At 73.1% G+C, this 26,488-nt stretch carries 23 protein-coding genes; 10 read left to right on the plus strand and 13 right to left on the minus strand.

Translation table 11 applies throughout. The features are described 5' to 3' along the window. Window positions 1-104 precede the first annotated feature (104 nt). The 4 genes from UQW22_RS08940 to groL all read left to right on the plus strand — a co-directional run bounded on the left by UQW22_RS08940 (window position 105) and on the right by groL (window position 3,521). Entirely contained in the window at window positions 105-416 is a 312-nt protein-coding gene (locus tag UQW22_RS08940; RefSeq protein ID WP_407320762.1) for a DUF3263 domain-containing protein, read from the plus strand. 79 nt (window positions 417-495) lie between these two features. Then, entirely contained in the window at window positions 496-1,215 is a 720-nt protein-coding gene (locus UQW22_RS08945) for a LytR C-terminal domain-containing protein (RefSeq protein ID WP_407320580.1), read from the plus strand. A gap of 126 nt (window positions 1,216-1,341) precedes the next feature. Next, window positions 1,342-1,545 carry a cold-shock protein gene (locus UQW22_RS08950; RefSeq protein ID WP_106266085.1) on the plus strand — a complete coding sequence of 68 codons (204 nt, stop codon included), beginning with the start codon at window positions 1,342-1,344 and terminating at the stop codon, window positions 1,543-1,545. 341 nt (window positions 1,546-1,886) lie between these two features. Continuing rightward, entirely contained in the window at window positions 1,887-3,521 is a 1,635-nt protein-coding gene (gene groL, locus UQW22_RS08955; RefSeq protein WP_407320581.1) for a chaperonin GroEL, read from the plus strand. Between the two features lie 166 nt (window positions 3,522-3,687). Here the strand turns inward: groL and UQW22_RS08960 are convergent, their stop codons facing one another. The 4 genes from UQW22_RS08960 to UQW22_RS08975 all read right to left on the minus strand — a co-directional run bounded on the left by UQW22_RS08960 (window position 3,688) and on the right by UQW22_RS08975 (window position 7,310). Further along, a complete protein-coding gene (locus tag UQW22_RS08960; protein ID WP_407320582.1) occupies window positions 3,688-3,975 on the minus strand; it encodes a WXG100 family type VII secretion target in 288 nt (95 codons plus the stop codon). A 115-nt stretch (window positions 3,976-4,090) separates the two neighbouring features. Next, complete coding sequence (locus UQW22_RS08965; RefSeq protein WP_407320583.1) at window positions 4,091-4,819, minus strand: hypothetical protein; 729 nt, start codon at window positions 4,817-4,819, stop codon at window positions 4,091-4,093. 104 nt (window positions 4,820-4,923) lie between these two features. Then, the gene (locus tag UQW22_RS08970) at window positions 4,924-6,570 is read right to left on the minus strand and encodes a sensor histidine kinase (protein ID WP_407320584.1); all 1,647 of its coding nucleotides are present in this window, start codon (window positions 6,568-6,570) and stop codon (window positions 4,924-4,926) included. Continuing rightward, window positions 6,567-7,310 (minus strand): response regulator transcription factor, encoded by a 744-nt coding sequence (locus UQW22_RS08975; protein ID WP_407320585.1) that lies wholly within the window; start codon window positions 7,308-7,310, stop codon window positions 6,567-6,569. Before UQW22_RS08975 ends, UQW22_RS08970 begins: the two co-directional genes overlap by 4 nt. An 89-nt stretch (window positions 7,311-7,399) precedes the next feature. On the opposite strand from UQW22_RS08975, the gene UQW22_RS08980 reads away from it, so the two are divergent. Continuing rightward, window positions 7,400-8,776 carry a hypothetical protein gene (locus tag UQW22_RS08980; RefSeq protein WP_407320587.1) on the plus strand — a complete coding sequence of 459 codons (1,377 nt, stop codon included), beginning with the start codon at window positions 7,400-7,402 and terminating at the stop codon, window positions 8,774-8,776. A gap of 3 nt (window positions 8,777-8,779) precedes the next feature. Here UQW22_RS08980 and UQW22_RS08985 read toward each other — a convergent pair whose 3' ends face one another. Next, a complete protein-coding gene (locus UQW22_RS08985) occupies window positions 8,780-9,424 on the minus strand; it encodes an NYN domain-containing protein (protein WP_407320589.1) in 645 nt (214 codons plus the stop codon). 91 nt (window positions 9,425-9,515) lie between these two features. Here UQW22_RS08985 and UQW22_RS08990 point away from each other — a divergent pair, with 91 nt between their 5' ends. Beyond that, entirely contained in the window at window positions 9,516-10,298 is a 783-nt protein-coding gene (locus UQW22_RS08990; protein ID WP_407320590.1) for a type 1 glutamine amidotransferase, read from the plus strand. 95 nt (window positions 10,299-10,393) lie between these two features. On the opposite strand, the gene UQW22_RS08995 is transcribed toward UQW22_RS08990, so the two are convergent. The 6 genes from UQW22_RS08995 to UQW22_RS09020 all read right to left on the minus strand — a co-directional run bounded on the left by UQW22_RS08995 (window position 10,394) and on the right by UQW22_RS09020 (window position 18,552). Continuing rightward, entirely contained in the window at window positions 10,394-11,131 is a 738-nt protein-coding gene (locus UQW22_RS08995) for a PspA/IM30 family protein (protein WP_407320591.1), read from the minus strand. 97 nt (window positions 11,132-11,228) lie between these two features. Beyond that, window positions 11,229-13,364 (minus strand): TPM domain-containing protein, encoded by a 2,136-nt coding sequence (locus tag UQW22_RS09000; protein ID WP_407320592.1) that lies wholly within the window; start codon window positions 13,362-13,364, stop codon window positions 11,229-11,231. A gap of 70 nt (window positions 13,365-13,434) precedes the next feature. Next, complete coding sequence (locus UQW22_RS09005) at window positions 13,435-14,664, minus strand: AI-2E family transporter (RefSeq protein WP_407320593.1); 1,230 nt, start codon at window positions 14,662-14,664, stop codon at window positions 13,435-13,437. A 49-nt stretch (window positions 14,665-14,713) separates the two neighbouring features. Further along, on the minus strand, window positions 14,714-15,712 hold the full coding sequence (locus UQW22_RS09010) for a TIGR03557 family F420-dependent LLM class oxidoreductase (protein ID WP_407320594.1): 999 nt from the start codon (window positions 15,710-15,712) through the stop codon (window positions 14,714-14,716). Window positions 15,713-15,921: 209 nt separating this feature from the next. Continuing rightward, entirely contained in the window at window positions 15,922-17,601 is a 1,680-nt protein-coding gene (locus UQW22_RS09015; RefSeq protein WP_407320596.1) for a DNA repair helicase XPB, read from the minus strand. 63 nt (window positions 17,602-17,664) lie between these two features. After that, entirely contained in the window at window positions 17,665-18,552 is an 888-nt protein-coding gene (locus UQW22_RS09020; RefSeq protein WP_407320598.1) for a TetR/AcrR family transcriptional regulator, read from the minus strand. 76 nt (window positions 18,553-18,628) lie between these two features. Here UQW22_RS09020 and UQW22_RS09025 point away from each other — a divergent pair, with 76 nt between their 5' ends. Both UQW22_RS09025 and UQW22_RS09030 read left to right on the plus strand, forming a co-directional pair. Further along, window positions 18,629-19,618 (plus strand): ATP-binding cassette domain-containing protein, encoded by a 990-nt coding sequence (locus UQW22_RS09025; protein WP_407320599.1) that lies wholly within the window; start codon window positions 18,629-18,631, stop codon window positions 19,616-19,618. Further along, window positions 19,615-20,469, plus strand: coding sequence for an ABC transporter permease (locus tag UQW22_RS09030; protein ID WP_407320601.1), 855 nt, complete (start codon window positions 19,615-19,617; stop codon window positions 20,467-20,469). Before UQW22_RS09025 ends, UQW22_RS09030 begins: the two co-directional genes overlap by 4 nt. Window positions 20,470-20,487: 18 nt before the next feature. On the opposite strand, the gene UQW22_RS09035 is transcribed toward UQW22_RS09030, so the two are convergent. Together UQW22_RS09035 and UQW22_RS09040 are read right to left on the minus strand one after the other, a co-directional pair. Continuing rightward, window positions 20,488-22,821 carry a helicase-associated domain-containing protein gene (locus tag UQW22_RS09035; protein ID WP_407320603.1) on the minus strand — a complete coding sequence of 778 codons (2,334 nt, stop codon included), beginning with the start codon at window positions 22,819-22,821 and terminating at the stop codon, window positions 20,488-20,490. A 152-nt stretch (window positions 22,822-22,973) separates the two neighbouring features. After that, window positions 22,974-23,891, minus strand: coding sequence for an NAD-dependent epimerase/dehydratase family protein (locus UQW22_RS09040; protein WP_407320605.1), 918 nt, complete (start codon window positions 23,889-23,891; stop codon window positions 22,974-22,976). Between the two features lie 115 nt (window positions 23,892-24,006). Between UQW22_RS09040 and UQW22_RS09045 the strand changes: the two genes are divergently transcribed. Both UQW22_RS09045 and UQW22_RS09050 read left to right on the plus strand, forming a co-directional pair. Next, a complete protein-coding gene (locus UQW22_RS09045; protein ID WP_407320607.1) occupies window positions 24,007-24,744 on the plus strand; it encodes a WHG domain-containing protein in 738 nt (245 codons plus the stop codon). Between the two features lie 138 nt (window positions 24,745-24,882). Beyond that, a complete protein-coding gene (locus UQW22_RS09050) occupies window positions 24,883-26,385 on the plus strand; it encodes a sugar transferase (RefSeq protein WP_407320608.1) in 1,503 nt (500 codons plus the stop codon). Window positions 26,386-26,488: the final 103 nt, after the last annotated feature.

Below are 26,488 nucleotides of genomic sequence, written 5' to 3' on the forward strand. Positions count from 1 at the left end.
GACATGCCGCCACCACGTTCTGACAACTCGGGCGGGTCGCGACGCGCGGCGTCAGATGCCCGGGACGGCGCCCGAGGTGCCCCATACTGGCCGCTATGAGCGAGATGCTGGTCCAGGACATCGACACCACGACGGAGGCCCCGTCGTCGGCCACCGACAGCGGTGCCCTGACGGACCGGGACCGCGAGATCCTCGCCTTCGAGAAGCAGTGGTGGAAGTACGCCGGCTCCAAGGAGCAGGCCGTGCGTGAGCTCTTCGACATGTCGGCCACGCGGTACTACCAGGTGCTCAACGCGCTGATCGACACCCCCGCCGCGCTCGAGCACGACCCCATGCTCGTCAAGCGGCTGCGCCGGATGCGCGCCACCCGGCAGCGCGCCCGCACGGCGCGGCGCCTCGACGGCACGAACGGCTGACCTGCGGCGGCGCGATGCTGACCGGGACGCTGAACAAGGTCTGTAGGTCTCGCGGCGGGGAACCGCTACCCTGTCCGGCGTGACCAAGAGCCAGTACCCGTACCCGCCCGACGAGTTCGACGTCCGCGGTCCGGAGGGCGCGCCGGTGGGTGTCCACCGCGAGCCCCGGAGCGGGTGGAGCTCGATGTGGCCGTTCCTGCTCGTCGCCGTGGTCTTCGCCGGCCTGGGGGTCGGCATCGTCGCCTACCTCTCCGACGGCGGGGACACGCCCGAGGCGAACCCGCCCGCAGCCTCGGAGCAGTCGCCTGCGCCGGAGGAGTCCGAGGGCGAGGGCTCCGGGGCCGAGGGGTCGGAGGGCGAGGAGTCGACCGACGGTGAGGAACCGACCGACGGCGAGAGCGCCGAGGACGCTTCCGGGGCTGACGGGTCCGAGGACGAGGAGTCGGAGGAGCCGAGCGACGAGGAGTCCGGGGAGGCGACCGACATCGAGGCGCTCGTCGCCGCCGGCGACACCAGCGCCCTCGTGCGGGTGCTGAACGACGACAGCGGCGAGAGCGGCGAGGCGGGGCGTGGTGCCGACGCGCTCGCGGACCACGGCTTCACGAACACCGAGGCGAACAACTACGACGGCGACTCGGGACAGTCGGCCAACGTCGTCTGGTACGCCGAGGGGCGTGCGGAGACGGCGGCGGCGGTCGCCGCGATCATGGGCATCCCTGCCGAGGAGACGTCGCAGCAGCCGCTGGCCAGCGGTGACGTGGTCGTCGTGATCAAGGAAGCCCTCGACATCGCGGAGTAGCCGGCGTCGCTCGCCGAGGATCGGGACGTCCCTGCGAGGATGCTTCCCTTCGAGTGACCTTCACCACTAGTCTCCTGTCCACTGCGGGGCACCGGCCCCGTGTGCCAGAACGATGAGGAGAAGTAGATGGCTCAGGGCACCGTCAAGTGGTTCAACGCCGAGAAGGGGTACGGCTTCGTCACGCCGGCCGACGGCGGACAGGACCTGTTCGTCCACTTCAGCTCGATCCAGGCAGACGGGTACCGCACCCTCGACGAGGGTCAGCAGGTGGAGTTCGAGGTCGGCCAGGGCCAGAAGGGTCCGCAGGCGGAGCAGGTCCGCCCGCTCTGATCGAGCGGACCTCGACAGGCAGCGTCGGCGAGGGCCGGCGTCCGACGGCGCAGCGATGCGTCGGGGGCGCCGGCCTTCGTCGTGTCCGGGGTGCCGCCGTCGCGCACCGACCGGCCCGGGCGGGGGAGCGCTGTGCGCCGGCGGCGGAACGTCTTGCACTCTCGGGGGGAGAGTGCCAATAATGGGTTAGCACTCTCGACTGTCGAGTGACAGCCGGGGGTGAACAACCTTGGTCGAAAGGTGAGGCACGCCCACGCCCGTGATGTGAACGGTGCGGGGGCGCGTCGTCCGTCGCGGGCACCGGCCGACCATCCACCAGCCACAGCGGAGGATCAGTCCCCATGGCCAAGATCATCGCCTTCGACGAGGAAGCTCGTCGGAGCATGGAGCGCGGGCTCAACCAGCTCGCCGACACCGTCAAGGTCACGCTCGGCCCTAAGGGCCGCAACGTCGTCCTGGACAAGAAGTGGGGCGCCCCCACGATCACCAACGACGGTGTCTCCATCGCCAAGGAGATCGAGCTCGAGGACGCGTTCGAGAAGATCGGCGCCGAGCTCGTCAAGGAGGTCGCCAAGAAGACCGACGACGTCGCGGGTGACGGCACCACCACCGCGACCGTGCTCGCCCAGGCGCTCGTGCGCGAGGGCCTGCGCGTCGTCGCGGCCGGCGCGAACCCGATCGCCGTCAAGCGCGGCATCGAGAAGGCCGTCGAGGCGGTCACCGAGCAGCTGCTCAACGCCTCGGTCGAGGTCGAGACCAAGGAGCAGATCGCCGCCACGGCCGCGATCTCCGCCGGCGACCTCGCCATCGGCGAGCTCATCGCCGAGGCCCTCGACAAGGTGGGCAAGGAAGGCGTCATCACCGTCGAGGAGTCGAACACCTTCGGCCTCGAGCTCGAGCTCACCGAGGGCATGCGCTTCGACAAGGGCTTCCTCGCGCGTTACTTCGAGACGGACCCGGAGCGCCAGGAGGCCGTCCTCGAGGACCCGTACGTCCTGATCGTCGAGTCGAAGATCTCGAACGTCAAGGACATGCTGCCGCTGCTCGACCAGGTCATGAAGTCCGGTCGCTCGCTGCTGATCATCGCCGAGGACGTCGAGGGCGAGGCCCTGGCGACCCTGGTGCTGAACAAGATCCGTGGCACCTTCAAGTCCGTCGCCGTCAAGGCCCCGGGCTTCGGCGACCGCCGCAAGGCCATGCTGCAGGACATCGCCGTGCTCACCGGCGGTCAGGTCATCACCGAGACCGTCGGCCTCAAGCTGGAGAACGCCACGCTCGAGGAGCTCGGTCAGGCCCGCAAGGTCGTCGTCACCAAGGACGAGACCACGATCGTCGAGGGCACCGGCGACGCCGACCTCATCGCCGGTCGCGTGCAGCAGATCCGTTCCGAGATCGAGAAGTCGGACTCGGACTACGACCGCGAGAAGCTCCAGGAGCGCCTCGCCAAGCTGGCCGGCGGCGTCGCCGTCATCAAGGCCGGTGCGGCCACCGAGGTGGAGCTCAAGGAGCGCAAGCACCGCATCGAGGACGCGGTGCGCAACGCGAAGGCCGCCGTCGAGGAGGGCATCGTCGCCGGTGGTGGCGTCGCGCTCCTGCAGGCCGGTGCCGCCGCGTTCGCCAAGCTGGAGCTCGAGGCCGACGAGGCGATCGGTGCGCAGATCGTCAACGCCGCGATCTCGGCCCCGCTGAAGCAGATCGCCATCAACGCCGGCCTCGAGGGCGGCGTCGTGGCGGAGAAGGTCCGTCAGCTCACTCCGGGTCACGGCCTCAACGCCGCGACCGGCGAGTACGAGGACCTGCTGGCCGCGGGCGTCAACGACCCGGTCAAGGTCACGCGCTCCGCGCTGCAGAACGCCGCGTCGATCGCCGCGCTGTTCCTCACCACCGAGGCCGTCGTGGCCGACAAGCCGGAGCCCGCCGGTGCCTCGGCCGGCGACGGTGGCGGCATGGGTGACATGGGCGGCATGGGCTTCTGATCCACGCCCGCTCGGTGCGGTAGCCCGCGCCATGCACGACGTCGGTCGGTCGTCCTGGGATCCTCGCTCCCGGGACGACCGACCGTCGTCTTTCGCTGTGGGTAGGCAATCTATGAGCTCTCGTCGCTGGGGCCTGGAGATTTCATACCCACAGCGGCAGCGGGGGTCAGCGGGCGAAGAGGCGCGCTGCCTGGCTCTCGGCCTCCGCGTACGTCGTCGACGCCGACTGCAACGCCGCCGTCACGGAGTCGAGGGCCGTCTCCACCTGGGCCTGCGCCGACTGCCACTGCGTCATGACTCCCGCGAAGGACGTCGCCGCGCTCCCGTGCCAGCTCGCCTGCAGATCCTGCAGGTGCCGCATCATGGCGCCCACCTCGGCGCGGATCGCGCCCACGGAACCGTTCACCGCGGCGCTCGCCTGCGCCACCCGATCGCTGTCGACCTCGTATCGCACGTGCTGCTCCTTCGTCGTGGGTCCCGGTGGTCCGGGCTGGCCTCGACGGTAGGGTGCGGTGCGCGTCCCGCGCCGTCGTCGTCCACAGCCTGTGGACGACCGGACGTGCGGAGGGTCAGCGCCGGGCCGGGCCGGCCGTCGCCTCCTGACCCAGCTTGCGGCGCTCCTTGACCAGGCGGTGCAGCTCGGCGTCGAGGTTCTGCCGAGCAGGTTCCTCCCACGTCGCGCCGAGGGGGCTCACGTAGAGCTTCGGGCGGCCCAGCAGCTTGGTCAGGACGTTGATCCGGGCGTCGAGATAGTCCGACAGCGGGATGTGGGCGTACTCGGCGCGGATCTCCGCCACGTACTCCTTGTAGCGCTGGGGCTCGGCGGCGAGCATGCCCAGGTCGGCGTCGTTGAGGACGGCGGAGTCGAAGTCGCCGGGTGCCGCCTTGTGCCGGGCGAGCGTGTCGACGAGCTCCCCGACGCGGTCCGCCGACTCGGCGGGGATCCCGAGCTCCACGAGCTGGGTGCGCGCGAGCTCGGCGCTGAGCGTCGTCTGCTCGCCGCCGCGCGTCGCGTAGGCGACCTTGCGGTCGGCGTCGAAGACGGCGCCGTGGTACCAGGCGGCGAGCCGGACGAGGTCGGGCCCGTGGGTCTCGTGCGCGAGCTCGTCGACCCGGTGCAGGACGGCGGCCAGGTGACGCAGGTTGTGGAAGTGGCGGCCCGGCCCGGACCAGCGCTCGATGAGCTCTTCACCCACCGCGCGGATCGAGTCCTCGGACCCCGTGGCACCCGCCCCTCGACAGGTGCGGACGAACGCCGAGAGAAACCACTGCGGCGCGCCGGCGCTGAGGACGCCCATCGCTATCAAGACCTTCGCTCGGAGATCGTTCTCTGTCTCCCTGCCAGCCTACGACCGCCGACCGACAAACGTGTCCGGTGCGCCGACCCGTGCTGACAGGGCCGTCACGCAGCGTAGCCGTCGGCGCCCGGAAGGAGAACCCGCACGGTCAGTCCACCGCCGGGCGTCTGCGCCACGGACGCGGAGCCGCCGTGCGCCCCGAGGATCGCCGCCACGATCGCCAGGCCCAGCCCGGACCCGCCGGACTCCCGGTTGCGCGAGGAGTCGGCCCGGTAGAAGCGTTCGAAGATCCGCCCGGCCTGGTCCGCCGGGACGCCCGGTCCGTGGTCGCGCACCTCGACGACGACGCCGCCCGCCGCGGTCCCGAGGGCGAGCTCGGCCGGCGACCCGGCCGGGGTGTGGCGCGCGACGTTGCCGACCAGGTTGGTGAGCACCTGCCGCAGCCGGTCCGCGTCCCCGATGGTGCGCAGGGTCGACGGCGGCGCCTCGCCGGGACGCAGCCCCGTGACCGTGACGGTGCGGGTCGGGTCGAGGGCGTGGAGGTCCTGAGCGGTCTCGCGGGCGAGGTCCGCGAGATCGACGACGTCGTGCCGCAGCGGGCGGCCCTCGTCCAGGCGGGCCAGCACCAGCAGGTCGTTGACCAGCGCACCCATCCGGCGGGCGGAGTCCTCGATGCGGACCATCGTGTCGTCCACCTTGTCCTCGGTGTCGAGGGCGCCCATCCGGTAGAGCTCACCGTAGCCGCGGACCGTCGCCAGCGGGGTGCGCAGCTCGTGGCTCGCGTCCGAGACGAAACGCCGCATCCGCTGCTCGGAGGCCTCCTGGGCGGCGAAGGCCACCTCGATCTGGGCGAGCATCGCGTTCAGCGAGCGGGACAGGGAGCCCACCTCGGTCGAGGGCGGCTGCTCCGGGACGCGGCGCGACAGGTCGCCCTCGGCGATCGCGGCCGCCGTGGCCTCGATCCGGCGCAGCGGGCGCAACGAGTGCTGCACGAGCCAGAAGGCCAGAGCGCCGCCCAGCACGACGATGCCGAGGCCCGACCAGAGCAGGGAGCTCGACAGGTAGGCGGTCGTCTTGTCGACGGCGGCCATGGGCAGCGCGACGTACGCGGCGCCCTCCACGGGGCTGTCCTGGGTCTGGCTGCAGGGGATGGACACGACCCGCCACGTCGTCGGGTCGGAGCCGCCCTCGGAGTCGACGGTGAAGGGCTCGAGACCACGGTCGACCACAGTGGTCAGCGACTCCTCGGGGATCTTCGGCTCGCCGAAGCGCTCGAGCGTCGCGTTCCAGCCCTCGGGCCCGCCGTAGAGGCCGTTGCAGTTGTGCAGGGCCACGGCGTAGTCGCTGGGGATGTGCTGGCTGCTCTCCGTCGGGTTCAGGGCCGTCATCCGGGCCACGCCCTGGGCCGACTGCTTGAGCTGCGTGTCGAGCTGGTCGACCAGGTAGTTCGAGACGACGGTCCGGGTCGTGAGGCCGGCGATGATCATGCCCGCGCCCAGCAGCAGCACGATGATCGCGACGAGCCGCACCCGCAGCGGCACCCGGGCGAACCAGCCTCCGAGCGACCCTTGCGGCCCGTGCGACGCGGGCTCCGCGGTGGCCCCCGCGCCGGGCGGGGGCGCCGCGCCCTCGGAGGCCCCCGGCGTCGCGCCGTCCGTGCTCGACGGCGGTACCGCCGCCCCGCTCGCCGCACGGGGAACCTCCGGTGCGGCGAACGTCGGCTCGGTGCTGTCGGGGCGGTCCGAGGTCATCGCTGCGGGGCTCGCAGCAGGTAGCCGACGCCCCGCTTCGTGTGGATCAGCGGCGGCAGCTCGACGTCCTCGCCGTCCGGGCCGGTGACGGCCACGTGGTCGATCTTGCGCCGCAGGTAGGAGATGTAGGACTCGACGATGTTCGCGTCGCCGCCCCAGTCGTACTGCCACACGTGGTCGAGGATCTGCGCCTTGGACAGCACCCGGCCGGCGTTGAGCATGAGGTAGCGCAGGAGCTTGAACTCGGTGGGGGACAGGTCGACCTCGACCCCGGACCGGCGCACCTCGTGCGAGTCCTCGTCGAGCTCGAGGTCGCCGACGCGCACGACGGCGTCGTCGTCGGGCTCTCCGCCCGCGGTGCGGCGCAGCACCGCGCGGATCCGGGCCACGACCTCCTCGAGGCTGAACGGCTTGGTGACGTAGTCGTCGCCGCCGACGGTCAGGCCCTGGATCTTGTCCTGGGTGTCGTCGCGGGCGGTGAGGAACAGCACCGGCGTGTGCCGCCCGGTGGCGCGCATGCGGCGGGTCACGGTGAAGCCGTCCATGTCGGGCAGCATCACGTCGAGCACCACGAGGTCCGGCTCCGTGTCGCGCACGAGCTGCAGGGCGCTCCCGCCGTCGGCGGCGGCGTGCACCTCGAACCCGGCGAAGCGCAGGGAGGTGGAGAGCAGCTCACGGATGTTCGGTTCGTCGTCGACGACGACGAGCCGGGCTTCGGGCGTGTCGGTGGAGGCAGCCATGACTCCAGTGTGCGCCGGATCCCTGAGGGTTTCCTGGACGTGCGGCGTACGAGTCGCGTGCCGCTCCGGCAGCCCGCAGTATGCGTGGTGTGACCGCACCGGTGCTCGCCCCCGCCCCGTCGCGCAGCCCGACCGTGCGCCGATGGGTCGCCGCGGTCCTCGTGGTCGTGACCACGCTGCTCGTCGTGGCGTCGTCGGTGGCGGTGTGGGCGCACCGCACCGTGTTCGACACCGACGAGTTCATGGACACCGTCGGGCCGGCGCTGGACGACCCGGCGTTCTACGACGCGCTCGCGGACAACGTGACCGAGCAGACCCTGCTGGCCCTGGACCTCGACACCCGCGTCTCGGCGCGGCTCACCGAGCTCGACGAGGTCGTGGCGCTCGCCCTCGTCGAGCGCCTCGACGCCGAACCGGGGCCGCTGCTCGAGGCGCTGAGCACCCGCATCGACCGTCCCAGCCTCGCGGCGCTCACCCCGGTGGTCGTCGACCGGCTCGAGGCGCGGGTGGAGACCGTGGTCGACCGGCTCGTCACGTCCGAGGCGTTCCACGAGCGGCTGCCGCAGCTCGTCGAGCGCGCGCACCGCGCCGCCGTCGGCATCGCGCGCGCCGACGTCGCCGACTACCCGAACGTGTACCTCACGGACGAGGCGGTCGTGCTGAACACGACGCCGCTGATCGCCGAGGCGCTGCGGGAGGCTCTCGGGAGCGTCGGTGACATGCTGCCCGACGTGACGCTGCCCGACGCCCTCGCGGAGCGGGTGCCGGAGGCGCGGGCCCAGCTCGGTGAGGCCCTGGGAGCGCGGCTGCCCGAGGGATTCGGCCAGATCACACTCCTCGACCGCGAGGCGTTCGACATGGTCCAGGGCTCCGTCACCACCGTGGACCGCGCGGTCTGGCTGCTGGTCGTGCTCACGGTGCTGCTGGTCGTCGTGACCCTCGTGGTCACGCCCGACCGCCGGCGCGGCACCGCCCAGCTCGGCATCGGCGTCGTGGCGGGGCTGGTGATCGCCGCCGCACTGGTGGCACAGCTCCGTGGCGTCCTCGTGGACGCCGCGCGCACGCCCGACGGTGAGCGGGTCGCGGCGGTGCTGTTCGACACCGTCTCGGGGGGCCTCCACGAGATCTTCTGGCTGATCGGGATCATCGCCGCCGTGGCCGTCGTCGTCGGGGTGCTGCTCGGCCGCCCGGACTGGCTCGAGCGGGCGGCCGGACGGTGGCCGTGGGTGCGGACCGTGACCGGCGGCGACGGCCGGCTGGCGCAGGGGGTCGCCCGGCACGCCGACGTCCTGCGGGTCACGGTGATCGGCCTCGCCGTGCTGGTGGTGGTCCTCACCGGTTTCAGCTGGGTGGCACTCGTCCTCGTCGCGCTGTTCGGCGCGGCGTGCCTGGTGGGCATCTCCGTCGCCCAGCGGACGGCGGACGTCCCCGGTGAGCGCCGCTCGACGCAGGCCCCCACCCCCTGACCGTCAGAGGAAGCGCAGCGGGTCGAACTCGTCGATCGGGATGATCCGCACGCGCGGCAGCGGGCTGGTGAACGCGTCGACGTCACCCTCCAGGTCGAAGATCTCCAGCCCCTCGTCGGTGAGCGACGTCAGCTGGCCGTTGACGAACTCGCGGAAGGCCAGCAGGCCGACCCGCCGACCGTCGTCGGCCAGCAGCCGCTCGACCTGGGGGAGGAAGTCGCCGTCGTGGCTGGCGAGGAGGACGTCGCCGTCGCGTCCGGCGATCGCCTCCAGGGTGCGCTGGATACCGAGGTCGACGACCTTCTCGTCGCCGTTCGCCGCCAGGGGGATGGGCCGGTAGCCCATCGCGAGCAGCGCCTGGACGAAGGACATCGGCATCTGGCCGCTGGTCGCGTTGAGGAAGAACAGCGGGACGACGTCGGATCCCCACACCCGGCTCGCGAACTTCGTGATCCGGTCCCACCGAGGCCGCTCCTCCGGGTTCGGGCGGCGGTTCAGCACGTTCATGCCGAGCGTGGCATCGATGTTCTCGCCGTCCACCAGCAGGTAGGTGGTCCGGCGCGGCTCGTTCGGCACGTCCGGCGACACCGGGTCCGGTGCCGGCACCGGGGCAGGCGAGGCGGTCGACGCAGAGAAGGGGGAGACCATGCGCCCAGGGTACGCGCGACGACGCCGGTCCGGCGGCCGGGACGCTCTCGCCCATGGACCCGGGCCGCTCGGCGGAGTAATCTCAGCGGCCGTGTCCGACATCACGAGGCTCGACCACCCGCGGGTGACCGTCCTGCAGCACGGTTCCGACGTCCCCCTCGACCGGTTCGCGCGCCGGTTCCACGACGCCCGCGTCGTGCGGCTGTTCGCGGGCGACCCCGTCCCGGCCCTCGACGAGTGCGGGGACGCGCTCGTCGTCCTCGGCGGTCGGATGCATGCCTACGCGGACGACGAGGCGCCCTGGCTGCCCGCGGTCCGGTCGCTGCTGGCCGGCGCGGTGGGCGCCGGGCTGCCCACGCTCGGCATCTGCCTGGGCGCCCAGCTCCTCGCCGTCGCCGGGGGAGGGGCCGTGCAGGTCGCCGCCCCGCCCGGTCGGGAGGCCGGCGTCGTGGACGTGCACTGGCGTGCCCCGGCGCTGCACGACCCGGTCCTCGGCCCGCTGGTGCGGGACGCCGGTGCGGCGTGCGACGACGACGTCGAACGGCCCGGTTGCGTCACACCCGTGGTGTCCATGCACTCCGACGCGGTCATCGAGCTGCCGGCGGGCGCGGAGTGGCTCGCCTGGTCGGACACCTACCCGTACCAGGCGTTCCGGTGGGGGTCGGCGCTCGGCGTGCAGTTCCACCCGGAGGCGAGCCCGTCGCTGGCCGTGCGCTGGGCGCTGGGGGAGACGGACGTCGACACCGCCGTCGTGCACACCCAGGTCACCGCGCACGACGACGGTCTGGCGCGGGCCGGCGACCTGCTCGCCGCCGCGTTCCTCGACCAGGCGCGGGCCGCCGTCGGGCAGCGGACCGCACCCGCGGCCGCCTGAGCTGTTGTTCCTCGGCGCTGTGGGTGCACGACACGCCGTCGCCGGATGGCGTCCGACGGCGTGTCGTGCACCCACAGCGCCCGAGGGGAGGAGGGTCAGGAGCCGATCTGGCCCGGGGTCTCGCCGGACTTCAGCGCGGCGAGGCGGGCCTCCAGCTCGACGTCCTCCATGGAGCCCTCCAGCTCCGCGAACTGCGAGTCCAGGGACGACGCCGCGATCTCGGCCTGGCCCATGGCCTGGGCCTCCTCGCGACGCACGATCTCCTCGTACCGGCTGAGCTCGCTGGTGGGGTCCAGGATGTTGATCGAGCTGATCGCGCCGTGGACGGTCTGCTGCGCCTCCGCGGCCTTCTGCCGCGCGACGAGCTGGTCGCGCCGGGACTTCAGCTCGACCAGCTTGTCCTTCATCTGCGCCAGGCCGGTCTTGAGCTTGTCGACGGTGACCTGTTGCTGCTCGATCATCGGCTGCGCGGACCGGACCTCGCCCTCGGCGTCGAGCTGCTTGCGCAGGGCGACCTTGGCGAGCTCGTCGAACCGGTCCGCGTTGGCCGCGTCACCGGCGGCGCGCCGCTCGTCGGCCTTGCGGGAGGCCGCCAGCGCCTTGCCGCCCCACTCCCGCACCGACTGGACGTCCTCCTGGTAGTCCTGCTCGGCCAGGCGCAGATTGCCGATCGTCTGGGCGATGGCCTGCTCGGCCTCGGCGATGTTGTTCGTGTAGTCCCGGATGAGCTGGTCCAGCATCTTCTGCGGGTCCTCGGCGCGATCGAGCAGCGCGTTGAGGTTCGCCTTCGCGAGCTGGCTGATGCGCCCGAGGATGCTCTGCTTCTGCGTCATGACGTGCCTTCCTGGTGCCTTGTACCCGGTGTGTTGCCGATGTGAAGAGGACGACGGCGCGGGCCCGGTAGTTCCCGGGCCGGACGCTGCCGGACGATCAGAAGCGCCCCCCGGCGCCGCCCCGGCCACCGCCGCCGCCGAAGCCCCCGCCGAACCCGCCGCGCGAGCCCCCGCCGAACCCGCCGCCGAAGCCTCCGAGCCCGCCACCGCGCCGGCCGCGCCGGGAACCGCCACGCAGCACCGAGTCGAGGACGATCCCTCCGAGGATCATGCCGCCCACGTTCGTCGACCGCCCGCCCGACCCGGCGAAGCCGCCGGGGCCGCCGTGGCGCATGTCCCACCCTGAGGTGTCCGTCTGGGCCATCTGCGCGGCCTGCTGCACGAAGCGCTCCGCCTGCTGCGCGGCCGCCAGCGCCCCGTGCGGGTCCGTCGTCTGCCGGCTGCGCGCGTCGGCGGCGAGGCGCTCCGCCTCGGCCAGCCGCGTGCGGGCGTCGGGTCCGACGGCGCCGCGCCGGGTCGTGACGTAGCTCTGCGTCGCGCGGACCTGCGACTCGACTCGGCCCAGGACGTCCCGGAGCAGGGCGCGGGCACGGGCGTCGGACTCCGCCTGCTGGCGGGCCGGCGCCAGTGCCGTGTCGAGCGCCGCCTCGGCCTCGGTCAGCCGGGCGAGGGCCGCCAGCGGGTCGCCGCCGCCGCGGGCGCCGCGTGCCTGCTCGGCGGCGGACCGCGCCTCGGACGCCGCCTGCTGCACGGCGGGGTCGTGCGCTGCCAGCCGCTCGGCATCGACGATGTCCTGCGTGATCGAGGCGATGCCCTTGTCCAGGTTCGTCCCGGCGGAGGCAAGGTCGTCGCCGGCGCTCGCCACGGCGTCGAGCAGCGCCACGGCCCGGCCCAGTGCGTTCTGCGCGGCGCGCGCGTCGGCGACCGCGACCGCCTTCTTGCGCTTCTGCACGGCGGTGCGGCCGGCCGTGACCGCCTCGCGGGCGTTCGCGACGAGTGCCGCCGCCTGGTCCGGGTTGTCGCGCACGCTGGTCAGTGCCGAGGCGGGATAGGTGGCGGTGAGCCCGGCGAGCGTGCTGCGGGCCACCTCCAGGCGGGCCTCGATCTCGCCCGCGCGCTGCTCCGCCTCGTCGAGGACCTGCGGGGCGCGGGACTGCAGCCGGCGCAGGTCGTCGAAGGAGTCGGTCTGCGCGTCCAGGGCCGCTGCCGCCGCCTCGCAGCGCCGGACCACGTCCGCGAGCACGGCGCGCTGCCGGGCGGCGTCCGACGGCGGCGCGTCACCGAGCGACCCGCCGGCCGGTACGCCGTGCTCGAGCTCCTGGCGGAGGCGGAACGCCTCGGCGACGTCCGCGCGGGCCTGCTCCAGGGCGGTGGTGAACTCCCGGGTCGCCTCGAGCCCGAACTCCGCCTGGGCGAAGCCGAGCTCCTGCTCCGACGTCCGGATCGCGTCGTCGACGCTCACGAGAGCGCTGCCCGCCCGCTGGGCCAGCTCCTGGGTCGTGAGGTTCGCGAGCGGGTCGGGGTCGGGTCCGCCCGCGCCGGTGCGGGCCGCCGCCGCGGCGGCTCCCCGGCGGGTCAGCTCCTTGTCACGTCGGGAGCGGGCCCACAGGTAGACACCCCCGCCGACGACGACGGCGGCCCCGCCCACCAGCACCGGTGCGGGCACGGAGAACCCGCCAGAGGTGGCGTCGTCGTCGCCCCCGCCGGAGTCACCGGCCCCCGTGACGGCGAGGGTCGCGTCGACCGCGGCGACCGTCGCGCCGGCCCAGTCGTCGTCGCGCAGGGCGTCGACCGTGGCGTCGCGGACCGTGTCGAGCTGCTCGTCGGTCAGGTCGATGTTGTTGTCCCAGCTCAGACCGTAGAGACGGTCCTCGGTCGCGACAGCCAGCAGCAGGTCGGAGGAGCCGAGCTGGGCGTTCGTCGCCGTCGCGTCCGCCCAGGAGCGGCCGTCCACACCGTCGAACCGGTCGGTGTACACGACGAAGAGCTGGTAAGGCGTCTCGTCGGCGAGCTCGTCGAGCGCGCCCTGCACCTCGGCGAGCTCGTCCTCGCTGAGCACGTCGGCGGTGTCGGTGACGTCGCCGTCCAGGTCGGTCAGCGGGGGCTGCGCGTGCGAGACGCCGACGGTGAGGGTGAACGCCACCGGCAGCGCGGCGGCCAGCAGCAGCGTCCGGCGGGCGAGCGTGGCCGCGCGTCGCCGCGCGGCCTGGGGAGACGGGATCACGGACTGCATCGTTCCGCGCGCGGAGGCACGGCGCAATCCCGGGGTGGGTGACGTTCGACGCGAGGCCCCGGCACCGCGCCTACTCGACGCCGTCCGCCCGGCGCGCGTCGACGGTGCGGGCGGCCTCCCGGGCGGCACGCAGGTTGCGCGACCGCCGCGACTCCCGGGGCGGGGCACGCTCCGGGTCGCGCAGCAGCTCGGAGTCGACGAGCTCGTGCCGGGTGAGGTAGGTGTTCGCCACGGCCTGGATCGTCGCGGCGATCGGCAGGGCCAGGAACGCCCCGAGAGCCCCGAACACTGCACCGAACGCGAGCACGACGACGAAGCTCACCGCCGGGTTCATCTCCAGCGCCCGCGCCGAGATCTTGGGGGAGAAGTACAGGTTCTCGAGCTGCTGGTAGGCGATGACGAACGCCAGCACGGCGGCGGCCTGCGGCATCCCCTGCGAGGTCAGCGCGACGGCGACCGGCAGCGCCCCGCCGATGTAGGTGCCGATCGTCGGGATGAACTGCGAGACGACGCCGGTGAACAGGGCCAACGGCAGCGCATAGGGCGTCCCGAGGACCACGAGGAAGACCGCCGTGAAGGCTGCCGACAGCGCGGCGAGCACGATGCGTGAGCTGATGAAGTCCGACACCTTCACCTGCGTGATCTCCCACAGCCGAAGCACCTCGGTCTGCCGACCCGGGCTCAGCCACCGGCACACCGCGGCGCGGAACTGCGGACCGGCCGCCATCAGGTAGTAGGTCACCAGGCCGATCGTCAGCCCGGCGAACACGAAGCCGACCACGGTGGTGCCGACGGCGAGCGTGCCGGTCGCGACGTCCGTGCCGTGGGTGCTCAGGAGCTGGGCGAGGAGGTCGTCGGACGCGGGGAGGTCGACGTCGAAGGCCGCCTGCACGCTCTCGCTGACCGACGCGTACAGCTCCGGCAGCGCCCCGACGAGCTGGATCAGCTGCTGGATGAACAGGTTGCCGAACAGTGCCAGCACCGCGACCGCCACGATCACCGACCCGAAGAACGCCGTGGCGGCGGCGACGCCCCGGCGCCAGCCGTGGCGCACCAGCCACGTGACGACCGGCTCGAGGGCGAGCGCGACGAAGAACGCGATCAGCAGGTAGACGAACAGGGTGGTGAGCTGGCCGAGCGCCCGCCACACCCACGCGGCGACGAAGACGGCGACGGCGCCCATGACCAGCACCCGCGGCACCCAGCGTGGCGGCCGGGCGGAGTCGTGCAGCACCGGGCGGCTACCGCCGTCCGCCGTGTCGTCGGGCGGGCTCGAGGGTGCGCCGTCGTCGTCGGCCATGCTCGCACCGTATTGCGTCGGCGCCCGGTTCCCCCGGGAAACCGGCGTCTCAGGCGGTCGCGTCGTCCGGCGCAGCGGCCCGCAGCTTCTCGAGCAGCGGCCCGGCGGCCGTGCCGAGGAACTCCTCCTGCTTGGCGTCGCCGATCTGGTGCAGCGCCAGGTCCGTGTAGCCGGCCTCCCAGAAGGCCGACGCCGACTCGACGATCGCGTCGAGGTCCGGACCGCACGGGATCGACTCGGCGACGTCCTCCGGGCGCACGAACGCGCTGGCGCTGTCGAACGCCTCCGTGGTCGGGAGGTTGGCGTTCACGGGCCAGCCGAGGCCGAACCAGCGGAACTGCTCGTGCGCACGCTCCACGGCGGCGTCGGGGTCCGGGTCCCAGGAGATCGGCATCTGCGCGATCTTGCGGGACGCCGGCAGGTCGGCGTCCGAGCGCGCGGCGTCCCACTGCTGCAGCAGGCTGGGCTTCGGCTCGGTGGAGATCAGGTGGTCCGCCAGGCTGGCGAAGGTGCCCACCGACTGCTCGCCCGAGACGGCGACGCCGATCTCCACGGGATCGTCCGGCACGTCCCACAGCCGTGCCGAGTCGACCTGGAAGTGGTCGCCGCGGAAGCTGAGCAGGTTGCCCTCGAACAGCGCCGCGATGATCTGGACCGCCTCGGAGAGCATCTCGTGGCGCTCGTCGACGGCCGGCCAGCCGGCGCCCACGACGTGCTCGTTGAGGTTCTCGCCCGCGCCGAGCCCGAGCATGAAGCGTCCCTGCGACAGCAGGTCGACCGTGGCCGCCTTCTGGGCGACGACGGCGGGGTGGTAGCGCAGGGTCGGGCACGTCACGTAGGACATGAGCCCGACGTGCTCCGTCGCGTGGGCGACGGCTCCCAGCACGCTCCACGCGTACGGCGAGTGGCCCTGGGAGTCGAGCCACGGGAAGTAGTGGTCGCTCATCACCTCGAACTCGAAGCCGGCGTCCTCAGCCCGGACCGCGTAGTCGACGAGGCTCCGCGGGCCGGACTGCTCGGTCATCAGGGTGTATCCGAATCTCGTCACCCGACCACGGTGGGACGGATGCCGGATGCCCGCACCTCGAACCCCCGCCAGCGCTGTGGGTATTAAATCTCCCGTCGCGCGTCGCGCGCGACGGGAGATTTCATACCCACAGCGAGAGGGTCACTTCGCTCCGTCCAGCTCCTCGGAGCTTGTGGTCGAAGCCGGACCGCGCTCCGTGCCGGCCCGGTGCCTCGGGCTCCTGGTCGCCGTCACTTCGCTCCGTCCAGCTCCTCCGCGTCGACGATGCGGTAGGCGTACCCCTGCTCCGCCAGGAACCGCTGGCGGTGGGCGGCGAAGTCCTGGTCCACGGTGTCCCGGGCGACGACGGCGTAGAAGTGCGCCGTGCGACCGTCCTGCTTGGGTCGCATCACGCGCCCCAGCCGCTGCGCCTCCTCCTGGCGGGACCCGAACGACCCCGAGACCTGGACCGCCACGGACGCCTCCGGGAGGTCGATGGAGAAGTTCGCCACCTTGGACACCACCAGCCGGGAGATCTCGCCCGACCGGAACGCGCCGAACAGCTTCTGGCGCTCACGGACCGTGGTCGCGCCGGTGATCAGCGGCGCGTCGAGGTGCCCGGCGAGCTCCTCGAGCTGGTCGATGTACTGACCGATGATCAGCACCTGGTCGTCGGGGTGCTGGGCGACCAGCCGCTCGACCACCCGGTTCTTGCCCGGTGCGCACGCCGCGAGCCGGTACTTGTCCTCCGGCTCGGCCGTCGCGTAGAGCATCCGCTCGTGCTCGGGCAGGGTCAGGCGCACCTCGACGCAGTCCGCCGGGGCGATGTAGCCCTGCGCCTCGATGTCCTTCCACGGGGCGTCGTAACGCTTGGGCCCGATGAGGGAGAACACCTCGTCCTCGCGGCCGTCCTCGCGCACCAGCGTCGCCGTGAGGCCGAGCCGACGACGGGCCTGGAGGTCGGCGGTCATGCGGAAGATCGGCGCGGGCAGCAGGTGCACCTCGTCGTACACGACCAGGCCCCAGTCGCGGGCGTCGAGCAGCTCCAGGTGCGTGTAGACGCCCTTCCGCTTGGTCGTCAGCACCTGGTACGTCGCGATGGTGACCGGGCGGATCTCCTTGCGGGAGCCCGAGTACTCTCCGATCTCGTCCTCGGTGAGCGACGTGCGCCGGATCAGCTCGTCCCGCCACTGCCGGGCGCTGACCGTGTTGGTGACGAGGATGAGCGTGGTGGTCCCGGACCGCGCCATCGCTCCTGCACCCACGATCGTCTTGCCGGCACCGCAGGGCAGCACGACGACGCCGGAGCCACCGTGCCAGAAGCCGTCGACGGCCTGCGCCTGGTACGGGCGCGGCTCCCACTCGGCGGCGTCCTCGCCCGGGTAGACGGGCTTCGTCGTGGGCGACAGCGCGATGGCGTGCTTCTCGCCGTCGACGTACCCGGCGAGGTCCTCGGCCGGCCAGCCCAGCTTGACCAGGGCCTGCTTGAGGTTCCCGCGCTCGGAGGGGTGCACCGCCACGGTCGTGGTGTCGATCCGCTCGCCCACGAGTCCGGCGGTGCGCTTGGACTTGAGCACCTCGGCGAGCACGGCGGCGTCCGTGGACTCCAGCACGAGCCCGTGGACGGGGTGCGAGGCGAGGGTGAGGCGCCCGTAGCGCCCCATCGTCTCGGCGACGTCGACGAGCAGCGCGTGCGGCACCGGGTAGCGCGAGTACGCCATGAGGGTGTCGACGACCTGCTCGGCGTCGTGGCCCGCGGCGCGCGCGTTCCACAGGCCGAGGTTCGTCAGGCGGTAGGTGTGCACGTGCTCGGGGGCGCGCTCCAGCTCGGCGAACGGCGCGATGGCGCGGCGGGCGTCGCCGGACTGCGGGTGCTCGACCTCCAGGAGGATCGACTTGTCGCTCTGGACGATGAGGGGGCCGTCGGGCATGCGGGTCCTTCCGGTGGGGTGTCCAGGATGGCAACGCCGTGGACCGTGCTGCTGTTCCGTCCCTCAGTGTGACTCGTCGGACGGTTCGCGGCGTGCGACCTCCCGCTCCAGCCCGTCGAGGAAGAGCCGCACGCCGAGGTCGAACGTCTCGTCCCAGCCGGCGTCGAAGGAGTTCTCGTCCATGGTCGCCAGGACCGGGTAGGCCCCGGAGGCCATCGCGTGCTCCAGGTAGGGCAGCTGGATGCTCCAGAAATCGCCCTCGCTGAGCCCGGTCTCGTCGGAGGCCGACTCGTACAGCAGCTCCTGGCGCACGCTGCCGATGACGTAGCCGTCGAGCAGCGAGATCACCATGAGCTTCTCCTGGTCGGTCAGGGGAAGGTCGGTGAGTCCGGCGATGAGGACCTCGAGGGAGTGCGCGCTGCGGGGTCCGATGATCGGCCGGGTCCAGTTGACCTCGATGAGCCAGGAGTGGCGCAGGTAGAGCGCGCGGCCCTCCCGGGCGGCCGTCTCCAGGACGGCCTGCCACGAGGTGTCGACGGCCTCGTTCTGCGCCGGCGAGGGCTCGCTCACGCGGTCGAGCATGAGGTCGAGCAGCACGTCCTTGGTGGGCACGTACCGGTACAGCGACATCGTGCCGACGTGGAGCTCACGGGCGATGCGGCGCATGGACAGCGCGTCGAGGCCCTCGGCGTCGGCGATGGTGACGGCCTGGTCGACGATCTGGTCGAGAGTGAGCCGGGGGCGCGGCCCCTTCGCGGGGGCCTGCCAGCCGTGCCAGAGCAGTTCGAGCGTGGTGCGCAGCATGTCGCGCGCTGAGGAGTGGTTCGCGTTCCGGCCGTCGGCGGCGTCTCCAGCAGCTGCCTCGCGCTCGGCTGCCGACGCCGCCGCGAGGGCGACGCCGAGCGGGGGCGGTTCGACGGCGGATTCCTCAGGCAGTTCGGGGTCTCGCATCGCTCCATCCTACTGGCGTACTGAGTACGCCGTACGGTAGTGTGTTGCGTGCAGCGTACCCAATAAGGAGATCAGTATGTCGGGCCCACCTGACCGCGAGCTGGCGATCCGTGCCAGCGGCCTCACCAAACGTTTCAAGGACACGCTCGCCCTCGACGGCGTCGACCTCGCCGTCCCCCGCGGTACGGTGCACGGGCTCCTCGGCCCGAACGGCGCCGGCAAGACGACCACGGTGCGGATCCTGACCACGCTCACCCGGGTCGACACGGGGACCGCCGAGGTGTCCGGCCACGACGTCCGCACCGCACCGCGACAGGTCCGCCGCTCCATCGGTCTCACCGGCCAGCAGCCGGCGGTCGACGACCTGCTCACAGCCCGCCAGAACCTCACGATGTTCGGCCGGCTGTTCCGGCTCGACAAGGCCGGCGCCCGGCGGCGTGCGGACGAGCTCCTCGAGCAGTTCGGGCTGGCGGACGCCGCCGCCCGCGCGCCCAAGAAGTTCTCCGGCGGCATGCGCCGCCGCCTCGACCTCGCGGCCAGCATGATCCTGTCCCCACAGGTGCTGTTCCTGGACGAGCCGACCACCGGCCTCGACCCGGCCGGTCGCCGCGAGGTCTGGCAGGTCGTGCGACGACTCGCCGCGGAGGGCACCACCGTGCTGCTGACCACCCACTACCTGGACGAGGCGGACCAGCTCTGCGACCGGATCTCCGTGATCCACGAGGGCCGCAACTTCGTCGAGGACACCCCGGCCGGCCTCAAGCGTCGCATCGGCGACGAGCGGCTCGAGGTGACGGTCTCCGCCGTCGACGACGCGCACGCCGTCCGGGAGCTGGTCACCCAGGTTGCCGGCAAGGAACCCGACGTCGACGACGTCGCCGGCGTCCTCAGCGTGCCGGTGGCCGACGGGGTCGGCGCCCTGACCGCCGTCGCCGCCGAGCTCCGCGCCCGCCGCCTCGACGTGGCCGACATCGGCCTGCGTCGTCCCACCCTCGACGAGGCGTTCCTCCAGCTCACCGGCACGCCCGTCGCGGGCCCCGCACCGATCGCCCAGGAGGCACGATGACCGCCACCACCACGGCCGCACCGGCCTCCGACGACTCCCTGCTGTCCCGTACCGTCTGGGCGGCCAAGGACTGCTGGACGATCGTCGTGCAAGAGCTCACGCACCTGGCACGCCAGCCGTCCACCTTCGCCTGGCAGCTCGGCATGCCGGTGGTGATGGTGCTGATGTTCGTGTACGTGTTCGGCAGCGCCATGGACGTCACGGGGATGGGCGCCGGCGTCGGGTACATCGACTACGCGATGCCCGGCATGTTCGCGATGACCATGGCGTTCGGTTTCATGAACACGGCCTTCCCCGTCGCGCAGAACAAGGAGAAGGGGTTCATGGACCGGTTCCGGTCCATGCCGATGTCCCCGTCGGCCGTGGTCACCGGCCGGGCGGTCTCCGACCTGCTGCAGGCGGTGCTGGACCTGGCGACCATCGGTGTGATCGCGCTCGTCATCGGCTGGCGGCCGGGCGGCACCCTCGGCGAGACGCTGGCCGCGTTCGGGCTGCTCCTGTGGCTGCGGTTCGCGTTGATCTTCGTCGGCGTCTACCTGGGCCTGCGGGTGAAGAACACCGAGGCGGCCGGTTCGCTCTTCGCCGTGGCGTTCCCGGTCGGCTTCATCTCCTCGGTGTTCACGCCTCCCGAGCTGATGCCGGGCTGGTTGGGGGCGGTCGCGGCCTGGAACCCCGTGTCGTCGACCGCGGGCGCCATCCGCGAGCTGTTCCACACCCCGGGGGTGGGCGCGGGCGAAGCGGCCTACTGGATCGAGGGGCACGCGATCGGTGGGGCGGTGCTCTTCCCGGCGGTGGTGACCGCCGTCTTCGCGGTGCTCGCCGTGCGGCAGTTCCAGAAGCTCGGTCGCTGAGACCGACGTGGCGCCGCGTCAGTCGACCGGTTCCACCGACGCGATGCGGTGCACCGCGACCGTCAGCTCGGCCTCACGCTGCGGGTCGAGCGCCCGCAGGCGACCGCCGTCGAGCCGCATCGGCTTGAGCTCACGTCGCACGAGCGTGCCGGAGCCGCCCACCATCTCGATGCGCACGGTCCGACCCTCGCGCAGGGCGTCGTGGAGGACGGCCAACGCGTCCCCGGGTTCGGACGCCCCGTGCCCGACGACGGCACCCGCCGCGGGTGGGCCGTCGCCGGCCGAGAGGCTCACCCGCGCCGGCGTGCCGCCGTCGGGCAGCGCGGCCCCGTTGCTGCCGGAGGGCGACGTGCTGCCCGCCGACGTGCCGCGCAGCCGGGCGACCAGTGCGGTGCGGGCCTCGGCCGTGGTGTCGCGGACGGGGGCCGCGGGTCGGCGCGACCACGCGGTGCGGTCGAGCCGGACGGAGCGGCGGACCGGGCCGAGGGGGCGGCCGTCGGGGCCCTCGAGCCCGGACAGCAGGCCGCGTTCCCGCAGCGCCTCGTGCAGCTCGGCCGCCGGGACCGCGGCGGCGAGCACCGTCGGCGCGAGCCGGACGAGCCCCAGCCCGGCGAGCCGGGGGTCGTCGGCGAGGCCCGCCAGCGCCGTCGGGTCGGCGGCGCGCACGTAGGACGTCGCCGATCCGACGCGGACGGCCTCGTGCCGGCGGGCGGTGTCCTTGACCAGGTACTCCAGCGGCTGGGGCACGGGCACGGGGGAGCGGTCGGCGAGCTCGGCGAGGAGCTCCGGGCCGCTGCGGCCGTGGTCCAGGGCCCGTGTGACCGAGGCCGTGGAGAACCGCACGGTGGTCGCCGCGCCGCGCGACTCGACGTCGGCGGCCTGGTCCAGGAGCCGCGCGAGCCCCGGCGACGGGCGCCCCGGGACGATCCCGGTGAGGTCGCCCTGGAGCAGCACCTCGTCGACCTCCGTGGGCAGCACCACGCGCAGCGCACGGGCGGCGTCCGTAGGGTCCGGTCCGTCCGGGGTCGTCGCCGGGTCGGTACCGGACCGGCGGAGCGCGGCGCCGGGCGACGACAGGGCGCCGGCACCCGTCACCCCCAGGAGCGACGCCTCACGCAGCAGCCCGGCCAGCGCCGCCTCCGGGGGCACCGCCCGCGGGGAGTGCCAGCGCAGCACCGCCAGCACGTCGTCGGGGGTCAGCGCCGTGCCGGGCTGCGCCGCCAGCGCGTCGAGGACCTGGGCGCGCAGCCGCGGCACCCACGGGCGGTGCAGGTCCGGTGACAGCGGTGCGCGCAGGACTCCCTTCTCGTCGCGCGAACCGACCTGCCACGGGGTGCGCCGCGACGTCAGCCACGCGGTCGCCAGCCACGCCCACCGCTCGGCGTCGTCGTGCTCCTCCCACGTGTCCGCCCGGGTGGTCGGAACGTACGACGCCGGGGCGTCGCCGTCGTCGGTCACGAGACCGGCGCTCGCGGCCAGCTCGACCACCAGGGCGGCGGTCGGCTCGTCCGTGTCGAGCAGCAGCGCGGTGCGGCGCAGGTCACGGACGCCGAGGCCACCGGCGCGCAGGGTCGCCGGCGGGGCGTCGTCCCAGGAGGTGATCAGCCGGGCCACCTGCCGCACCGTCTCCAGGGCCGCGGTGGCCGCCTCCGCGTCGGCGCCGGCGGCGGGCACCTCCCGGCCCGTGGGCCGTGGTGGCGCCAGGTCGGGTTCGCGGTGGGTGCGGCCGTCGCGCAGCGTCAGGCCGACGTCGCGGGGCAGGAGCACGTGCCGGCCGTCGGAGCGCAGCAGGAGTCCGGACCCGACGAGCGCGTCGACGGCGTCGCGCGGCGCCGTCCCGGGTGGTGGCACGACGCCGACCGGGGGGCCCCACGCGAGGGCGTCGAGGATCGGGCGGGCACCCGGCGGGAGATCGTCGAGCGCGGGGGGCGCCGTGGGCGGGGCATCTCGCACGGGGCCGAGACCTGCCGGGTAGGGACCGAGCACCTCGTCCAGGCCCGGAGCCGGGTGCACGCCGTCCCCGTCGTCCCACACCAGCGCGGCGGTCCGTGCCGCGTCGAGCAGGCGCCCGACGGCCGTGCTCGCGCCGGGTGCCCCGAGCGCGGCCGCGACCTCCTCGGCCCCCACCGGGCGGCCGCCGTCGGACAGCGCGAGCAACGACTCGAGGACCTGCAGCGTGCCGGCGTCGAGGTGGCTCAGCGCACGGTCGAGGCTGGTCCGGCTCGCGGCGCGGGCCGCGAGCGAACGGAGTGTCGACGGGGCGGGCGTGCTGAGGTCGGGGCGGGCAGAGAGCAGCGCGAGGAGCTCGTCGTCGGTGCGGTGGCGCACCCATTCGGTGTAGCTGCCGACCATCTGCACGATGCTACGCCCGCTGCCTGGACACGGGGCCCTCGTCCCGGCTCGAGCTGTCCGTTTTGCCGATGTCGGCAGAACGGTTCGAGATCGGCAGTGCGCACTGCCGATCTCGACACGAGGTGCCGATGTCGGCAGAACGCACCGGAGGGTCAGGGCTCGGCGGTGGCGCGGCAGACCTCCTGCCACGGCGTGGGGTCGATCCCGAAGCGGTCCTGCGCGGCCGAGTAGTCCAGCAGGTACGGCGCCTCCCACTGGTAGCCCAGCTGTCGCAGCTCACGCAGCAGCGGGGAGAACGCGGCGGCGGCGGCCAGCCCGGGCCCGCGCAAGGACGACACCGGGACCGGGGGGTGTCCGGCCGCCGCGAGGACGTCGGTCAACGCCTGGACCTGGGTGACCGGCGGGTTGCTGGGGACGTGCCAGGTGCGGCCGTGGGCGCCGGGGTCGGCCGCGGCGGCGACGAGGGTCCGGGCGACGTCGCGCACGTCGGTGAACGTGTGCGGCTGGTCGGTGCGGCCCAGCATCCAGGCCCGACGTCCGTGCAGGGCGGCCGGCAGGACGCGGGAGACGTGCCCGTTCTGCCCGACGCCGGGCCCCATGTAGTCGGAGCCGCGGACCTCGACGGCGCGCAGGCGGCCGGCGTCGTGGGCGGCCCGCGCGTCGGCCCACAGGCGGGCGCGCAGGCGCCCCTTGTGGTCGGTGGCGACGTCGGGGAGGTCCTCGGTCATCGGGACGTCGACGGGTCCGTAGGGGTAGAGGTTGCCGGTGATGGCGTAGACGGCGCCGGTGCGCTCGGCGGCGGCGAGGAACGCGGCGGCGAGCGGGGGCCAGACCTCGTCCCACCGGGTGTAGTCGGTCGGGTTGGCGCAGTTGTACAGCACGGCCGTGTGCTCGGCGGCACGGCTGAGGGCGTCGGGGTCGGTGGCGTCGAGCGTCAGGTGCTCCACGCCGTCGATGCCGGTGCTGCGCCCCGAGCGGGTGGCGACGGCGACGGTCTCTCCCTGCGCGGCCAGCAGGGCGGCGACGTGCCGGCCGACCGGTCCGGCGCCGACGACGAGATGACGATCCATGATCGGTGCTCCTTTGTGTGAACAGTGCTCTCGGAACCCAGTGTGGACGCGTCGGTGCGGCAAGGCAAGAGCGGCGCTCTCGAAAAGGAGCACCACTCCGTGCGACGATGCCGACGTGACCACCGCGCCCCGCACCGCCCGTGCCCTCGCCCGCGAGACGATCACCCGCGAGATCCTCACCGCGGCCCGCGCCCGGCTCGCGGCCGACGGCCCGGCAGGTCTGTCGCTGCGCGCCGTGGCCCGCGACGTCGGCATGGTGTCCTCTGCCGTGTACCGCTACGTCGAGAGCCGGGACGCCCTGCTGACCCTGCTGATCGTCGAGTGCTACGACGAGCTGGGCGCCGCCGTCGAGGACGCCGAGCGGCAGGTGCCCGACCGGGAGGACGTCGCCACCCGCTGGCTCGCCGCGTGCCGGGCGGCCCGGGCGTGGTCGGTCGCGCACCCGGGCGAGTTCGCCCTGCTCTACGGCACCCCGGTCCCGGGGTACGCGGCGCCCCGCGACACCGTGGACCCGGCGATCCGCACCGTCCTGGTGCTCGTCCGGGTCGTCGCCGACGCCTACCACGCGGGCGTCGTCCCACCGCTCGGGCCGACGGCCGAGAGCGGCCTGACGTCCCTCGTGGCCCCGGCGCGGGAGGTCGTCGCGGCGCGCGGGCTGATCGACGACGCCCCACCAGAGCTGGTCGTGCGCACCCTCATGGCATGGACCACCGTGCTCGGCACCGTGTCGTTCGAGCTCTTCGGTCATCTGGTCGGTTCCGTGGACGATCCGCACGCATGGTTCGACGTCGTCTCGCTGCGCTTGGCCGCTGACCTGGGAATCGGCCTCCAGGAGGGCTTCTCACCCGGGTGAAATGGCGCTTGACCGGGGAAGACGCTGCCCTCGGCCACGGGGTGAAAGAGGGGGTGAAAGGCCTCCGGAAAAGCACATCGAACCGCTTCGGCGCTCCTACAGTCATGACAGAACAGGTCATCCCGAGGAGCCGCTACCGTGTCCACCACCGACGTCCAGCAGCGCACCCGCAGCGCGCTCGCCGGTGTGCGCGCTGCCCGGTTGCGGGAGGTGCGCGCCATCTTCCGGGCGGCGAGCTGGCAGTCCGCGTACCGCCGTCGGCTCATGGCCACCGACGGTGTGCTGGTCGCCCTGGCGGCGCTGCTCGCCGTCGTCGTGAACAACCTGGGGGGCGCGTGGCCGCCCGCGGAGGGCCTCCGGGCGGACCAGGTCGTGTTCGTCGCCGTGGTGTCCGTCGTGTGGCCGGTCTCGATCGCCATGAGCCGGGGCTACGACGTCCGCGTCTTCGGGTCCGGCCCCCGGGAGTTCGAGCGGGTCTTCGACGCCACCCTGCGTCTCTTCGCGGTGCTCGCGCTGGGGGCGTTCCTGCTGTCCTGGCCGGGCCTGCGCTCCTACCTCCTGGTGGCCTTCCCGGTGGGCCTCGTCGTGCTGCTCCTGGGCCGCTGGCAGTGGCGCGGCTGGCTGCGGCGTCGCCGGGCCCGGGGCGAGTCGACGACGTCGGTGCTCGCCGTCGGGCTGCGCGACCAGGCCGAGCGGCTCGTGCGTGAGCTGAACGAGCGCGCGTCGGGCTACAAGGTGGTGGGGATGTGCTGCCCGCCTGCTGAGGCGCGACCCGGCGAGGAGGTGCTCGGCGTGCCGGTGCTGGGCGACCTCGACGGGGCCGCGACGATCGCGGCGCAGGTCGGCGCGGACTGCGTGGCCGTGGCCGGATCCGACCACATGACCGCCGACGCGGTGCGCCGCCTCGGCTGGGAGCTGGAGCCCGTGGGCGTGGACCTCATGCTCATGGCCGAGCTGGCCGACGTGGCGGGCCCGCGCATCACCGTCACCCCGGAGCAGTCGGTCTCCCTGCTGCACGTCGACGCCCCGCGGTTCGCCGGCCCCAAGTACGTGGCCAAGACGATCATGGACTGGACCGGCGCCGCGCTGATCACGCTGCTCGTGCTGCCCGTCCTGGTCGGGGTGGCCCTCGTCGTGGCGACGACCAGCCGGGGGCCGGTCTTCTACAGCCAGCAGCGGGTGGGCCGCCGCGGACGCGCCTTCCGCATGCTGAAGTTCCGCACGATGCGGGTCGGCGCGGACGGGGAGGACGAGGTCCTGCGGGGTGACCACGACGGCGCCGGGGCGCTGTTCAAGCGCCGCGACGACCCACGGGTCACCACCGCCGGCCGCACCCTGCGCCGGTACTCGCTGGACGAGCTGCCGCAGCTCTTTAACGTCCTGGCGGGGCAGATGTCCCTGGTGGGCCCGCGCCCGCCGCTCCCGCAGGAGGTCAGCCGGTACGAGGCGCGGATGCGTCGCCGGCTGCTCGTCAAGCCCGGGATCACCGGGCTGTGGCAGGTCGGCGGGCGGTCCGACCTGCCGTGGGAGGAGGCCGTGCGCCTCGACGTGTACTACGCGGAGAACTGGACGCCGTTCGGCGACCTGCTGATCCTGGCCCGCACGGCCAAGGTCGTGCTCGGCGCGCGCGGCGCGTACTGAGCATCCGCAGAGGCGCTGCGACGGAGCGGCGCCCAACTTCCCGGTACCCTGGGACACTGCCTCGGCCGCACCCGGCCGGGTGGCTGAGAAGAACGACGAGCAC

This window comes from Isoptericola halotolerans, from assembly GCF_045689585.1.
Taxonomy (GTDB): domain Bacteria; phylum Actinomycetota; class Actinomycetes; order Actinomycetales; family Cellulomonadaceae; genus Isoptericola; species Isoptericola halotolerans_B.

What these genes read in the sequence shown, in the direction of transcription:
- UQW22_RS08940 (WP_407320762.1), top strand. Translation starts at nt 105, where the DNA reads ATGCTGGTCCAGGACATCGACACCACGACGGAGGCCCCGTCGTCGGCC.
- UQW22_RS08950 (WP_106266085.1), top strand. Translation starts at nt 1,342, where the DNA reads ATGGCTCAGGGCACCGTCAAGTGGTTCAACGCCGAGAAGGGGTACGGC.
- groL (WP_407320581.1), top strand. Translation starts at nt 1,887, where the DNA reads ATGGCCAAGATCATCGCCTTCGACGAGGAAGCTCGTCGGAGCATGGAG.
- UQW22_RS08965 (WP_407320583.1), bottom strand. Translation starts at nt 4,819, where the DNA reads ATGGGCGTCCTCAGCGCCGGCGCGCCGCAGTGGTTTCTCTCGGCGTTC.
- UQW22_RS08970 (WP_407320584.1), bottom strand. Translation starts at nt 6,570, where the DNA reads ATGACCTCGGACCGCCCCGACAGCACCGAGCCGACGTTCGCCGCACCG.
- UQW22_RS08975 (WP_407320585.1), bottom strand. Translation starts at nt 7,310, where the DNA reads ATGGCTGCCTCCACCGACACGCCCGAAGCCCGGCTCGTCGTCGTCGAC.
- UQW22_RS08985 (WP_407320589.1), bottom strand. Translation starts at nt 9,424, where the DNA reads ATGGTCTCCCCCTTCTCTGCGTCGACCGCCTCGCCTGCCCCGGTGCCG.
- UQW22_RS08995 (WP_407320591.1), bottom strand. Translation starts at nt 11,131, where the DNA reads ATGACGCAGAAGCAGAGCATCCTCGGGCGCATCAGCCAGCTCGCGAAG.
- UQW22_RS09000 (WP_407320592.1), bottom strand. Translation starts at nt 13,364, where the DNA reads ATGCAGTCCGTGATCCCGTCTCCCCAGGCCGCGCGGCGACGCGCGGCC.
- UQW22_RS09005 (WP_407320593.1), bottom strand. Translation starts at nt 14,664, where the DNA reads ATGGCCGACGACGACGGCGCACCCTCGAGCCCGCCCGACGACACGGCG.
- UQW22_RS09015 (WP_407320596.1), bottom strand. Translation starts at nt 17,601, where the DNA reads ATGCCCGACGGCCCCCTCATCGTCCAGAGCGACAAGTCGATCCTCCTG.
- UQW22_RS09020 (WP_407320598.1), bottom strand. Translation starts at nt 18,552, where the DNA reads ATGCGAGACCCCGAACTGCCTGAGGAATCCGCCGTCGAACCGCCCCCG.
- UQW22_RS09025 (WP_407320599.1), top strand. Translation starts at nt 18,629, where the DNA reads ATGTCGGGCCCACCTGACCGCGAGCTGGCGATCCGTGCCAGCGGCCTC.
- UQW22_RS09030 (WP_407320601.1), top strand. Translation starts at nt 19,615, where the DNA reads ATGACCGCCACCACCACGGCCGCACCGGCCTCCGACGACTCCCTGCTG.
- UQW22_RS09035 (WP_407320603.1), bottom strand. Translation starts at nt 22,821, where the DNA reads ATGGTCGGCAGCTACACCGAATGGGTGCGCCACCGCACCGACGACGAG.
- UQW22_RS09040 (WP_407320605.1), bottom strand. Translation starts at nt 23,891, where the DNA reads ATGGATCGTCATCTCGTCGTCGGCGCCGGACCGGTCGGCCGGCACGTC.